Annotated in this window: 12 protein-coding genes; 9 read left to right on the top strand and 3 right to left on the bottom strand. The window is 71.1% G+C overall.

Features of this window, described 5'->3' with window-relative positions:
• Positions 1-53: 53 nt before the first annotated feature.
• Complete coding sequence (locus NK718_RS03660) at positions 54-734, top strand: ankyrin repeat domain-containing protein (protein ID WP_254738746.1); 681 nt, start codon at positions 54-56, stop codon at positions 732-734.
• A 22-nt stretch (positions 735-756) separates the two neighbouring features.
• Here the strand turns inward: NK718_RS03660 and NK718_RS03665 are convergent, their stop codons facing one another.
• Both NK718_RS03665 and NK718_RS03670 read right to left on the bottom strand, forming a co-directional pair.
• On the bottom strand, positions 757-1,413 hold the full coding sequence (locus NK718_RS03665; protein ID WP_254738748.1) for a glutathione S-transferase family protein: 657 nt from the start codon (positions 1,411-1,413) through the stop codon (positions 757-759).
• Positions 1,410-2,000 (bottom strand): dihydrofolate reductase family protein, encoded by a 591-nt coding sequence (locus tag NK718_RS03670; protein ID WP_254738750.1) that lies wholly within the window; start codon positions 1,998-2,000, stop codon positions 1,410-1,412. The genes NK718_RS03665 and NK718_RS03670 overlap by 4 nt, the downstream gene beginning before the upstream one ends.
• Before the next feature lie 108 nt (positions 2,001-2,108).
• Here NK718_RS03670 and NK718_RS03675 point away from each other — a divergent pair, with 108 nt between their 5' ends.
• The 8 genes from NK718_RS03675 (at position 2,109) to NK718_RS03710 (ending at position 12,135) form a co-directional block, all read left to right on the top strand.
• Positions 2,109-2,633 (top strand): winged helix-turn-helix transcriptional regulator, encoded by a 525-nt coding sequence (locus NK718_RS03675; protein WP_254738752.1) that lies wholly within the window; start codon positions 2,109-2,111, stop codon positions 2,631-2,633.
• A 116-nt stretch (positions 2,634-2,749) separates the two neighbouring features.
• Positions 2,750-3,826: an acyltransferase family protein gene (locus NK718_RS03680; protein WP_254738754.1), complete on the top strand. Its 1,077-nt coding sequence runs from the start codon at positions 2,750-2,752 to the stop codon at positions 3,824-3,826.
• A 72-nt stretch (positions 3,827-3,898) separates the two neighbouring features.
• A complete protein-coding gene (locus tag NK718_RS03685) occupies positions 3,899-4,570 on the top strand; it encodes a response regulator transcription factor (protein ID WP_254738756.1) in 672 nt (223 codons plus the stop codon).
• Positions 4,563-7,022: a sensor histidine kinase gene (locus NK718_RS03690; RefSeq protein ID WP_254738758.1), complete on the top strand. Its 2,460-nt coding sequence runs from the start codon at positions 4,563-4,565 to the stop codon at positions 7,020-7,022. Before NK718_RS03685 ends, NK718_RS03690 begins: the two co-directional genes overlap by 8 nt.
• Before the next feature lie 109 nt (positions 7,023-7,131).
• Complete coding sequence (locus tag NK718_RS03695; RefSeq protein WP_254738760.1) at positions 7,132-8,220, top strand: ABC transporter substrate-binding protein; 1,089 nt, start codon at positions 7,132-7,134, stop codon at positions 8,218-8,220.
• A gap of 131 nt (positions 8,221-8,351) precedes the next feature.
• The gene (locus NK718_RS03700) at positions 8,352-10,022 is read left to right on the top strand and encodes an ABC transporter permease (protein ID WP_254738762.1); all 1,671 of its coding nucleotides are present in this window, start codon (positions 8,352-8,354) and stop codon (positions 10,020-10,022) included.
• Positions 10,015-11,079 (top strand): ABC transporter ATP-binding protein, encoded by a 1,065-nt coding sequence (locus NK718_RS03705; protein WP_254738764.1) that lies wholly within the window; start codon positions 10,015-10,017, stop codon positions 11,077-11,079. The genes NK718_RS03700 and NK718_RS03705 overlap by 8 nt, the downstream gene beginning before the upstream one ends.
• 111 nt (positions 11,080-11,190) lie before the next feature.
• A complete protein-coding gene (locus NK718_RS03710; RefSeq protein WP_254738766.1) occupies positions 11,191-12,135 on the top strand; it encodes an NmrA/HSCARG family protein in 945 nt (314 codons plus the stop codon).
• A gap of 12 nt (positions 12,136-12,147) precedes the next feature.
• Here NK718_RS03710 and NK718_RS03715 read toward each other — a convergent pair whose 3' ends face one another.
• Positions 12,148-13,095 carry a PLP-dependent cysteine synthase family protein gene (locus tag NK718_RS03715; RefSeq protein ID WP_254738768.1) on the bottom strand — a complete coding sequence of 316 codons (948 nt, stop codon included), beginning with the start codon at positions 13,093-13,095 and terminating at the stop codon, positions 12,148-12,150.
• Positions 13,096-13,103 lie beyond the last annotated feature (8 nt).

Below are 13,103 nucleotides of genomic sequence, written 5' to 3' on the forward strand. Positions count from 1 at the left end.
GCCGCGCGCCGCGCCCCCGGCTAAGCTGCCTTCCCGCAGGGGAGGACAGCACGATGTTCATCCGGAGTATGGCCGCGCTCGCCGGCCTCGCCGTCGTCGCGCTCGGCGAAGGCGCGCGCGCCCAGACGCCGCCGTCGGCCGCCGAGATCGCCGCCTATCGCGGCCTTCACGCGGCGGCGCAGCAGGGCGACGCCGCCGAATTGCGCCGGCTGGCGCAGGCGGGCGCGAACCCCAACGCCCGCGACGGCGCCGGGCGCACGCCGCTCCACGTCGCCTGCTTCGCCCGACGGCAGGACGCCATGCGCGCCCTCGTCGACGCCGGCGCGGACCCGCGCGCCGTCGACAACCAGGACTACGACTGCATCACCATCGCGGCGGTGGCCGACGACCCGCCCACCCTGCGCGCCGCCATCGCCGTCGGCGGAAATCCGCGGCAGGTGACGAGCCCCTACAAGGGCACCGCGCTGATCGCCGCCGCCCATCTCGGCCACGACGAGGTGGTGAAGATCCTGATCGACGCCGGCGCGCCGCTGGACCATGTCAACAACCTTGGCTGGACGGCGCTGATCGAGGCGGTGATCCTCGGCGACGGCGGCCGGCGGCACCAGGAGACGGTGCGCCATCTGGTGCGCGCCGGGGCCAATCGCGACATCGCCGACCGCAACGGCAAGACGCCCTACGACCTCGCCCAGGCGCGCGGCTACACCGCCATCATGGCGCTGCTGAAGCCTTAGGCGGGAGCCTGTCGCCTCCGCCTCAGTCGCGGCCGGGGTCGCCGAGCGGGAAGAGGTGACGGTAGGGGCGCGCCTCGTCGACGGCGCGCGCGACGGAGGGGCGGGCCAGCAGCCGGGCGCGGTAGGCGCGAAGGGCGGCGCGCTCGGGCGGGATCGGGTGCACCCAGTCCGCGAAGAACAGCGACGGCGCGGCGGCGCAGTCGGCCAGGCTGAACGCGCCGGCCGCCCAGCCGCCGCCGGCGAGGCGCTGGTCCAGCCACGCATAGGTGCGGTCCAGCAGCTCGCGCGCCTTGGTCACTCCGTAGCCGTCGCGGTGCTCCGGCGGGCGGAGGGCGTCGAAGACGACGGTCTGCATGGGCGTCATCACGTAGTTGTCGAAGACGCGGTCGAGCATCCGCACCTCGATCGCCTCGCCCGGGTCGCTCGGCACCAGCCGGATCGCGTCCGGATGCGAGAGGCCGACATGCTCGATGACGATGGACGCCTCCATGATGGTGCGGCCCGCGTCCACCAGCACCGGGAAGCGCAGCAGCGGCCAGAGCCGGGCCAGTTCGGCCCCGTTCTCAGGGTGCTCGGAGGACAGCATGCGGTAGTCGAACGGCGCGCCGTATTCGTAGAGCCCGATCAGCGCCTTCTGGCAGTAGGACGAGAACGGGTGGGCGTAGAGGATCGGCGTCATGGCGCGGCTCCTTCGGCGCGGTCGCGGGCGTAGCGCAGCGCGACGGCCCCGGTGTCGAAGGAGCGCGTGTCCAGCAGCTTCAGCTTCATCTCGGGACGCCCGGGCTCGAACAGGCGGCGGCCTTCGCCCCACAGCTCCGGCAGCACCATGACGAAATACTCGTCGACGACGTCCGCCCGCATCAGCGCGTTGGCGAGGCTCGCGCCCCCGAAGGCGAAGATGTCGCCGTCCACCTCGCGCTTGAGCCGGGCGATCTCGGCGGGGAGGTCCGGCCCGGCCAGCCGGGCGTTCCAGCCGGGGTCGCCCGACAGCGTGCGCGAGAACACCGTCTTGGGCAGGCTGTTCATGGTCGCCGCGTGGGGGACGCCGGCGGCGGGGCTCGACTTGTCCGTCGCGGCCGGCATCCAGAACGCCTTGTTGAAGAGGAAATTGACCCGCCCGTACACGAGGTGGCGGGCGCGCCCGAGCGCGTAGCCCGACCAGTGCGTCGCCAGGTCATCCGACCACGCCGGGGGGCGGAACTGACCGTTCGGCATCTCCATGTAGCCGTCCAGGCTGACGAAGACGGACAGGACGAGGCTTCCCATGGCGGTCCTCCGAAATGTTTTTCTGATTGCATATTGCAAGCAGTTGAAGGGTGACGCAAGCGCTTTTACATTGCAAGCGGTTTTGGTTCGTCCGCCTGCGGAGACGCCATGGACGCCGCGCACCGGTCCGGCTGCCCGATCAATCTGACCCTCGAAGTGCTCGGCGACCGCTGGAGCCTGATCGTCATCCGGGACGTCATGTTCGGCAACCGGCGGCATTTCCGCGAGTTGCAGCGCCACTCGGAGGAGGGCATCGCCTCCAACATCCTGGCCGACCGGCTGAAGAAGCTGGTCGAGGCCGGCCTGCTCACCCGCGTGGGCGACCCCGCCCACCAGCAGAAGGCGATCTACAGCCTCGCCGAGCCGGCCATCCAGCTCGTGCCGCTGCTCGCCCACATGGGGGCGTGGGGACGCCGGCACACGCCGGTGTCCGAGGAGCTGTCGATCCGCGCCGAGCTGCTGGAGAAAGGCGGTCCGCCGCTTTGGGAGGCGTTCATGGCGGAGCTGCGCCACCTGCACCTGGGCGCGCCCCGGCCGGCTCGCTCGGTGATGGCCGAGCTGCAGGCCGCCTACCGGGCCGTCCTGGCGCGAAAAGCCGGCGGCGAGGCCGGTGAGGAGCCAGCGGAAAATTAAACAAGCAGCTTAATATTAGGCCCATTCGCCGGGAGTTGGGCTTAAAGTTGCGTTGACTCGGGGCTGGAAAGGATGAAAATTACCAAATACCAATAAAACTGGAAGCGCGCGGTGTAATGCAGGGATCCCGGGTCGCGGCGTTCGACGGCTGGAGAGCGGTCTGCATCCTGATGGTCATCCTCGGCCATCTCGCCGAGTATTCGTCCGTGCGCGGCGACGGCCCCCTCGAATCCGTCATCTCTGCCTACGCGCTGCTGCGCGTCCAGATCTTCTTCGTGCTGTGCGGCTATCTCACCGGCTGCTCGCTGCAGCGGGAGGGGCGGCGAGGCGGGCGCGTCCACGTCATGCGCTTCTATGTGCGCCGCTTCATGCGCGTCGTGCCGCCGCTGCTGGTGTTCGTCGCGGCGATCGTCCTGATGGCGAGGCAGGGGCTGATCGACCCCGAGGCGGTCGGCGTCTATCGCGCCATCTTCTACGTCTGCAACGTGCGCGACTGCGGCGGCTATGTCGGCGGCCACCTGTGGACGTTGTCGGCGCAGGAGCAGTTCTACATCCTCGCGCCCTTCCTGTTCATCTTCTACCGGATCGCCCCGTCGCGCACGACGCTGGCGCTCGCGACGTTTCCGCTCTTCGTCGCGGCCTGGGTGCTGGCGACGCGCTCGCCGCTGTCGCTGGTGGCGCTGCAATTCGTGCCGCTCGCGGTCGGCCTGCTGTGCGCGTTTTACCGCGACGACCTGTGGCGGCGCTGCGCCGAGGCGCCGGCCTCGTCCCTCGCGGTGGCGGCGCTGCTGATCCTCGTCATCTACCCGGCCGAGGGGCCGCTGGCGGTGGTGGCGCGCGCCGTGCTGGTGCCCGGGCTGATCGCCTTCATGCTGGCGAAGTCGGCGACGGTTGCGCCGGTCAACCGGTTCCTGTCGGCGCGCCCCGTGGCGGTGATCGGGCGCGCGTCCTACTCGATCTATCTCTGGCAGCAGCTCGCCACCTATCCGTTCGAGGGCGCGGGCTACGCTTTCTACATCGGCAGCCTCGGCCTGTGCATCTTCGCCGGGGTGCTCTCCTACGCCCTTTTCGAGCGCGGCCTGGCGCGGCTGAGCGACCGGGCGCAGGCGTGGCTCGGCGAGCCCGGGCCGGTGTTCGGCTGGCGTCCGCGCGCCACGGCGGCGGCCTTGCCGGCCCGCGAGCAGGCCCACTGACGCGTTCCTCGACGCGGCCCGGCGCGCGCGCTAAGGAATCGGCTCGGGCCGAACCGCCGGGAGCTGCCGGAATTGCGGATCTTGCTGGTCGAGGATGCTGAGGATCTGGGGGACGCCGTGGCCTCCAAGCTGCGGCTGCTCGGCCATGCCGTGGAATGGGCGAAGGACGGCCGCTCCGGCCGCGAACTCGCCCTCGCCGAGCCCTTCGACGCGGTGATCCTCGACATCAACCTGCCGGGGGAGGACGGCTTCTCGGTGCTGCGCGCCATGCGCGCCGCGCGCCTGCCGACCCCGGTGCTGGTGGTGACGGCCCGCTCCGAGGTCGACGACAAGATCAGCCTGCTCGACCTCGGCGCGGACGACTACCTCGTCAAGCCGTTCGACCTGCGCGAGCTGGAGGCGCGGCTGCGCGCCCTGCTGCGCCGGCGCGCCGGCGCGCTGTCGAGCACGGTGGCGGTCGGCGAACTGGTCATCGACCACGCCGCCGGCGAAGCGCGGCTGGGCGACCGGCCGCTCGATCTCAGCCGCCGCGAGTTCCGCCTGCTGGAGATCCTGACCAGCCGCCTCGGCCAGGTCATTCCCAAGCAGCGGCTGATGGACCAGCTTTTCAGCCTCGACGACGAGGTCTCCGAGAACGCGCTGGAGCTCTACGTGTCGCGGCTGCGGCGCAAGCTGCAGGGCGCTCCCGTCACCATCGCCACGGTGCGCGGGGCCGGCTACGCGGCGCGGGCGGCGCATGGCTGAGACCTTCTCGATCCGGCGTCGCCTGTTGGTCGGCGCCATCGCGGCGCTGGGCCTGGCGCTGCTGGCGCTGATGGCGATCTCCGCCTTCTACGCGCGCCAGGCCGCCGACCGCGCCTTCGACAGGCTGCTCGCCGGCGCGGCCCTGTCGATCTCGGGCGCGGTGCAGGTGGAGGACAACGACGTCGCGCTGGAGCTGCCGCCGGCGGCGCTGCTGATGCTCGCCTATAGCGGCGAGGACCGCGTGTTCTATCTCGTGCAGGGGCCCGCCGGCGCGGCCGTCACCGGCTATCCCGATTTCGGCAACCTGCTGCCGCGCGCCGCCAGCACCGACCCGGTGTTCGCGACCATCGAGTATCGCGGCGAGCCGACCCGCGTGGCCACGGTCGGCCGGCTGGTGACGCTCGGCGAGCGCACCGGCTGGGTGACGGTGCGGGTCGGCCAGACGCAGGACGCCCGCGCCGCGCTGGCGCGAGAGCTGACCGCGCGCGCCTCCCTCGGCCTCGCGGCGCTGGCGGCGCTCGCCCTCGTGCTGCTCTCCTTCGGCCTCGGCCGGGCGCTGAGGCCGCTGCGCGCCATCGAGCTGGAGCTGCGGCGGCGCGAGCCCAACGACCTCGCCCCGCTGCGCGAGCCCGTGCCGGTGGAGGTCAGCGCGCTCGCCCTGGCGCTCAACGACTTTATGGGGCGGCTGGACAACCTCGTCCGGCGGCTGCGCTCGCTGCTCGCCGACGCGGCGCACCAGGTGCGCACGCCGCTGGCGGCGCTGCGCGCGCAGGCGGAGATCGCGCTCGAGGAAACCGATCCCGAGCGGCTTCGCGACAGGCTCGGCCGCATCCACGCCAACGCAGTTCATGCGAGCCAGCTCGTCAGCCAGATCCTGATGGACGCCACCGTGCTGCACCGGCTCGAAAGCCAGGAGTGGCAGCCGGTCGCCGTCTCGCAGGTGCTCGAGGACGTGCTGAAGAGCCTCGACCCGGGCTCGGCCGACCGCGTCGACGCCGCCGTTGGGCCGGACGCGGCCAACGCCTCCGTCAACGGCGACCGGATCGCGCTCCGTGAGATGCTGCGCAACCTCGTCGAGAACGCGCTGCTGCACGCTCCCGGCAGCCCGGTCGAGATTTCGGTGACGGCCGAGGACGGCGGCCGCGTGGCGCTCGCGGTGCTGGACCGGGGGCCGGGCATTCCGGATGCCGACAAGCCGGCCGTGCTGGAGCGCTTCCGGAGGGGGGCCGCCGCCAAGGAGGGCACCGGCTCCGGCCTCGGCCTGTCGATCGCCGACACCGTGGCGCGGGGCCACGGCGGCGCGCTGGTCCTGACGGATCGTCCGGGCGGCGGGCTGTGCGCCCGCGTCACGCTGCCGGCGGCCTTCGCGCCGGGCCGGGCCGGCCTCGGCATGACGGCGGCGATGGCGGCGCTGCTGCTGCTCGCCGCCGCCGTTGCGCCCGACGCGGCGCGCGCCGACGCCGTGCTGTCGCGCTATCCGGCGTCCGGGCCGGAGCTGGCGACGCTGGTGATCGCGGGCGCCACGGACAAGGCGCAGTTCGAGCCGGTGATCCGCGATTTCCAGGCGACCAGGCCCGACCTCGCCGTCGCCTATGTCGAGATGGACACGGTGGAGCTGCACGAACGCTTCCTGGCCGGCACGCTCGACCTGCCGCCGGACGTGCTGATCAGCTCGGCCATCGACCTGCAGATCAAGCTGGCCAACGACGGCCACGCGCTCGCCTACGCGTCGGCGGCCACGGCGGCGCTGCCCGGCTGGGCGCGCTGGCGCAACGAGGTGTTCGGCTTCACCTTCGAGCCGGCGGTGATGGTCTACAACCCCGACCTCATCCCGGACGCAGAAGCTCCGCGCTCGCGCGCGCAGCTCGTCAGGCTGCTCGGCGAACGCGGCGAGAGCCTGCGCGGGCGCATCGCCACCTACGACATCGTGCGCAGCGGCGTCGGCCACCTGCTGGCGGCGCAGGACGCGCAGATCTCGTCGAGCTTCTGGCGTCTCACCAGCGCCATGGGCAACGCGGGCGTGCTGCTGGAGCGCGGCAGCGGGGCGATGATCGACCGGGTGGAGCGCGGCGACCTGGCGCTCGCCTACAACGTGCTCGGCTCCTACGCCTTCGCGCGGCAGGCGGCGGGGGCGCGCCTGCGCGTGGTGATGCCGAGCGACTACACGCTGGCGCTGAGCCGCGCCGTTCTCATCCCGCGCGGCTCCGCGCATCCCGAGGCGGCCCGCGCGCTGATCGACTACCTGCTGTCGCCGCGCGGGCAGGCGCTGCTCGCCCGCATCGGGCTGGGCGCGGTGATGGGCGAGGGGTCGGGAACGGCGAGCGCCATCGCGGCGGAGGCGCGCGGCCCCGTGCAGCCCGTGCCGCTGGGGCCGGCGCTGCTCACCTTCCTCGACCAGCAGCGCCGTTCGCGCTTTCTCCAGGCCTGGCTGCAGCTGGTGTCCGGCATCTGAGGCGCGGCGATGCGTCACGCTCGGCGACAGGTTTGCGACAGGTTGGAGGGGTAGAGAGGCTTCAACGGGCCACCGAGTCCGGAAACCAGGAAACCTCTCAGGAGCCGCCATGACAAAGCTCGCGCTTCCGCTCGCCCTCGGGCTCGTCGCCTTCTCCGCCGCCGCGCACGCGCAGGTCCCGCCCGGCTACCCCGCCGACTACGCCGCCGTGATCGACGCGGCCAAGAAGGAGGGCAAGGTCGTCGTGTACGGCACCACCGACGCCGCCGCCGCCAACTTCCTCGTCAAGGATTTCGAGGCCGCCTACGGCATCAAGGTCGAGTACAACGACCTCAACTCGACCGAGCTCTACAACCGCTTCATCGCCGAAGCGGCGGCCGGGCAGGGCACGGCGGACGTGACGTGGTCGTCCGCGCCGGACCTGCAGGTCAAGCTCGTCAACGACGGCTACGCCGCCACCTACAAGTCTCCCGAGGCCGCCTCCGTGCCGTCCTGGGCGAATTACAAGGACACCGCCTTCGGCACCACCTACGAGGCCGTGACCTTCGTCTACAACAAGCGCCTCGTTCCCGAAGGCGACGTGCCGAAGAACCACGCCGACCTGCTGAAGCTGCTCACCTCCAAGCCTGACGCCTACAAGGGCAAGGTGACCGCCTACGATCCGGAGCGTTCGGGCGTCGGCTACCTATTCTTCACGCAGGACGACCTCGCCTGGAACCAGGCCTGGGACCTGTTCAAGGCGTTCGGCAAGACCGAGATCAAGCTCTACACCTCGGCCGGCGCGATGATCGAGCGCGTCACCTCGGGCGAGCACCTGATCGGCTACGGCATCTTCGGATCCTATGCGCTGACCCGCAGCAAGAAGGACCCGAACCTCGGCATCGTGCTGCCCAACGACTACACGCTGATCGCCACCCGCGTCGCGTTCCTGTCCAGCAAGGCCAAGAACCCGAACGCCGGCAAGCTGTTCCTCGACTATCTGCTGTCGAAGCGTGGCCAGACCATCATCGCCAACGAGGCCGAGCTGTACTCGCTGCGCGACGACGTGCAAGGCGAGGCCACGGTCGCCAAGGTCAAGGCGCAGGTCGGCGACAAGGTTCGCCCCATCCAGATCAACAACGACCTGGCCGGCAACCTCGAGGCGACCAAGCGCCTGAAGTTCCTCAAGCAGTGGCAGGGCGCCCTCAAGGGCAACTGACGCCGCGATACCGCCGCGGCCCCGGGGCCGCGGCGACCCCTTCCGCGAGCCGGGCCCGCCCCGGCTCGCCCGGCGCCGCCGGCGCCAGCATGCGATGACGCTCGCTCCCCGGTCCCGCCGGAAGGTTTCCCATGCCCTTCGCTCTCTTCCGCTTCGCAACTCTGGCCATCATGGCCTCGGCCGTGCTCGCGCCGATCGGCCTGATCGTCTACCAGAGCTTCCTCGACGCTCCGTTCTTCTCGCCGAATGTCCATTTCAGCCTCGACGCCTTCCAGTTCGTGCTGGAGGACGAGGATTTCTGGACGGCGCTGTCGACCTCGGTGATCGTCGCCGCCGGCATGACCGCCATCTCCGTGCCGCTCGGCGTCGTGCTCGCCTTCCTGATGGCGCGCACCGACGTGCCCGGCAAATGGCTGCTGGAGCCTCTGGTGCTGGTGCCGATCTTCATGTCGGCGGTGGTGCTGGCCTTCGGCTACGTGGTGGCGCTCGGCCCCGTCGGCATCGTCTCGACCTTCGTCAAGGGACTGATCGGCGTGGTGCCGTGGAGCATCTATTCGGTGACGGCGATCACCATCATCGCCGGCCTCACGCACGTGCCGCACGTCTACCTCTACACCTCGGCCGCGCTGCGCAACGTCGGCGCGGACCTCGAGGAAGCGGCGCGCACCACCGGCGCGTCGCCGTGGTGGGTGGCGGTGTCTGTCAGCCTGCCGATGGTGACGCCGGCGGTGCTCTACGCCGCCGTGCTGATCTTCTTCCTCGGGTTCGAGCTGTTCGGCCTGCCGCTGGTGCTGGGCGACCCCGAGGGCATCCTCGTGCTGGCGACCTATCTTTACAAGCTCACCAACAAACTGGGCGTGCCCTCCTACCAGCTCATGGCGGTGGTGGTGGTGGCGATCATCCTCATCGCCATCCCGCTCGTCTGGCTGCAGCGCGTGCTGCTCGCCTCGTCGAACAAGTACGTCTCTGTGGGCGGCAAGGCGGCCAAGCGCGCGCCGTTGAAGCTCGGCGCGCTGCGCTGGCCCGCGTTCTGCCTCATCGTGCTGTGGTTCGCCGTCAGCGTCGGGCTGCCGGTGTTCGGCATTGCGCTACGCTCGGTGGTGACGACGTGGGGCGAGGGCGTGCGCCTCTCCGAGGTGCTGACGCTGGCGCATTACCGCGACCTCGTCGACTACCCCAACGCCATTCACGCCATCGTCAACACGGTGCTGATCGGCACCATCGGCGGCGCGGCCTCGGTGGCGTGCTACACGGCCGTGGCGCTCGCCATGCACCGTTGGCAGTCGGGGATGGTGCGGATCGCGGACTATCTCGTCATGATCCCGCGCGCCATGCCCGGCATCGTCGCTGGCCTCGCCATGCTCTGGCTGTTCCTGTTCATCAAGCCGCTGGCGCCGTTCCGCTCGACGCTGTTCTCGGTGTGGCTGGCCTACACCATCGTCTGGCTCGCCTACGGCACGCGGCTCGTCTCCGGCACCATGCTGCAGATCGGGCGCGAGCTGGAAGAGGCCGGGCGCTCCGTCGGCGGCTCGCAGGGGAGGGTGGCGCGCGACGTCACCCTGCCGCTGGTGCGCGGCGGCATCCTGGCGGCGTGGCTGCTCGTGTTCCTCATCTTCGTGCGCGAATACTCGACCGGCGTCTACCTGTTGGGGCCGGGCACCGAAGTCATCGGCTCGCTGATGGTCTCGCTCTGGGGCACCGGCGCCATCGACCTCGTCTCCGCGCTGTCGGTCATCAACATCCTCATCATCTCCGCGGGCCTCGGCCTCGCGCTTCGCTTGGGAGTGCGCCTCCATGGCTGATCTCGTCATCGAAAACGTCAAGCTGCGCTACGGCAGCATCGACATCCTCAAGGGCGTGTCGCTCTCGGTGGAGCGCGGGCAGATCGTGGCGCTGCTCGGCCCCTCGGGGTCCGGCAAGACGACGCTGCTGCGCTGCGTGGCCGGGCTGGAGGAGCCCCATGACGGCCGCATCGCCATCGCCGGCAAGACGCTGTTCGACGGCTCCAAGGGCGTCGCGCTCGCCCCTGAGGAGCGCGGGCTGGGGCTCGTCTTCCAGTCCTACGCGCTGTGGCCGCACAAGACGGTGTTCGCCAACGTCGCCTATCCGCTGAAGCTGCGCGGCGTGTCGGGCGGAGACATCCGCGCGCGGGTGGCGCGGGCGCTCGACAGCATCGGCATCGGCCACCTCGCCGAGCGCTTCCCGCACCAGCTCTCCGGTGGCCAGCAGCAGCGCGTGGCGCTCGCCCGCGCGCTCGTCTACGAGCCCCCGGTGATCCTGCTCGACGAGCCGCTGTCCAACCTCGACGCCAAGCTGCGCGAGGAGGCCCGCGTGTGGCTGCGCCAGCTCATCAGCGACCTCGGCCTGTCGGCCCTGTGCGTCACCCACGACCAGGTGGAGGCGATGGCGATGGCCGACCGCATCCTCCTGCTCAACGGCGGCCTCGTCGAGCAGCAGGGCACGCCGGAGGAGATGTACCAGCGGCCGGCCTCCCTGTTCGCGGCCGAGTTCATGGGCGCCAACAATCGCCTTCCCGGCAAGGCGGCCGGCGTGCGCGAGGGCCGCGCCAGCCTGGTGTTCGGCGACCAGCGGCTGGACGGCGTCGCCTGCGGACCTCTCGCCGAGGGCGAGGAGGCCTACGGCGTCGTGCGGCTGGAGCGCGTGCGCATGGCCGACGGCCCCGGCCCGAACCGGCTGCGCATGGCGCTGACCTCCGAGATGTACCTGGGCGAGCGCTACGAGCTGGTGTTCAAGCGCGACGACCTGCTGGTGCGCACCTTCGCCACGGCGAAGCTGCCGGGCGGCGAGCACTGGCTCGAGTTTCCGCCGGACGCGCTCTGGGTCGCCGCCCGCTCCTGACCGGCGCGTCGGCCGTGTGACGGCGCGCAAGGCCGCCTCCCGAACCCGCATTGACGGCCCGCTCCGCGCAACCCAAGCTTGCGCCAGCGGATCGTCGAAGGGGAGGGAGCCATGCCGCAACGCAAGATCATCGCCGTGATCGGCGCCACGGGCGCGCAGGGAGGCGGGCTCGCGCGCGCCATCCTGGACGACAAGGACGGGCCGTTCGCGCTGCGCGCCATCACGCGCAATCCCGGTTCCGACAACGCCAGGGCGCTCGCCGCCGCCGGGGCCGAGGTGGTGGCGGCCGACGCCGACGACCCGCCCAGCCTGGACCGCGCCTTCGCGGGAGCCTACGGCGCCTTCTGCGTCACCAATTTCTGGGAGCACTTCTCGCCGGCGCGCGAGCTGAAGCAGGCCGAGGCGATGGCGCACGCGGCCCGCAAGGCCGGCGTCGCCCATGTCGTCTGGTCGACGCTGGAGGACACGCGCCGCCGCGTGCCGCTCTCCGACGCGCGGCTGCCGACGTTGCAGGGGACCTACAAGGTCCCGCATTTCGACGCCAAGGGAGAGGCGGACGCCTTCTTCGCCGGCCTGCCGACTACCTATCTGCTCGCCGCCTTCTACTGGGACAACTTCATCTTCTTCGGCATGGGGCCGCGCAAGGGCGAGGGCGACGCGCTCAATGTCGTGCTGCCGCTCGGCGGCGGCCGGCTGCCGGGCATCGCCGCCGTCGACATCGGGCGCTGCTGCCATGGCGTGTTCGGCCGCGGCTCGGACATGATCGGCCGGCGCGTCGGGCTGGCGGGGGACATCCTCACCGGCGAGCAGATGGCGGCGGCCTTCACCCGCGCGCTGGGGCGGCAGGTGAACTTCGTCGACCTGCCGTTCGACACCTATCGCGGCCTCGGCTTTCCGGGCGCGGACGACCTCGGCAACATGTTCCACTACCAGGCGCTGTTCAACGAGGAGTTCTGCAAGAGCCGGGACGTCTCGCTGTCGCGCGAGCTCAATCCCCGCCTGCAGAGCTTCGCGGCATGGCTCGCCGCCAACAAGGACCGGATTCCGATCCAGTAGGGCGGCGCGGGATCAGGCGGCGGGCCGCGCCGGCACGCCGCCGAACGTCTTGAGATACTTCATGCCGGTGTCGCACATCATCGTGACGATGGTGGCGTCCGGCCCCAGGCGCTGCGCCTCGCGCAGGGCGGCGACGACGTTCGCGCCCGTCGACGTGCCGGCGAACAGGCCCTCCTCGCGCGCCAGCCGCAGCGCCATCGCCTTGGCCGCCTCGGTCGAGACGGGCTCGATGGCGTCCGGCAGGTCGGCGCGCCACAGCGGCACGACATAGCCCGCGCCGATGCCGTCGATCTTGTGCGCGCCGGCCGGGCCGCCGGAGAGCACGGCGGATTCCGCCGGCTCGACCGCGACGAGCCGCACGCCCGGATTCAGGGCGCGCAGCGCCTCGCCCGTGCCGCGCAGCGAGGCGGCGGTGCCGACGCTCTGCACGAAGGCGTCGACGCGCCCCTGCGTCTGCTCCCAGATCTCCCGCGCCAGCACCGTGTAGGCGGCGAGCTGGTCGGTGTTCTTCATCTGGTCGGTCCAGTACGCGCCGGTGCGCCCGGCGATGACGTCGGCGCGGGCGATCATGTCCTTGGTCAGCTTCTCGGTCATGCGCCCGTCCTCGCTGCGGATGACGTCCAGCTCCGCGCCGAGGATGCGCATGTGGTCCAGCTTCTCCTGCGAAAAGGCGTCGGACGTGACGATGTGGAGCGGGTGGCCCTTCACCGCGCACACCAGCGCCAGCGACACGCCGGTGCTGCCGCCGGTGTACTCGACGACGGCTCCGCCCGCCGGCAGGCGGAAGTCGGCCTCCGCCGCCTCGATCATGGCCAGCGCCATGCGGTCCTTCATGCTCCCCGTCGGGTTCTGGCTTTCCACCTTGAGCAGGATGCGCGCGCCGCCGGGGGGCCCGAGCCGGCGCAGGGGAAGCAGGGGCGTACCCCCGATGAGATCGAGGATCGTCGTCGTCGCGTTCATGCCGCCTC

Origin of the sequence: Alsobacter ponti (assembly GCF_024294805.1) — a bacterium.
Lineage (GTDB): Bacteria > Pseudomonadota > Alphaproteobacteria > Rhizobiales > Beijerinckiaceae > Alsobacter > Alsobacter ponti.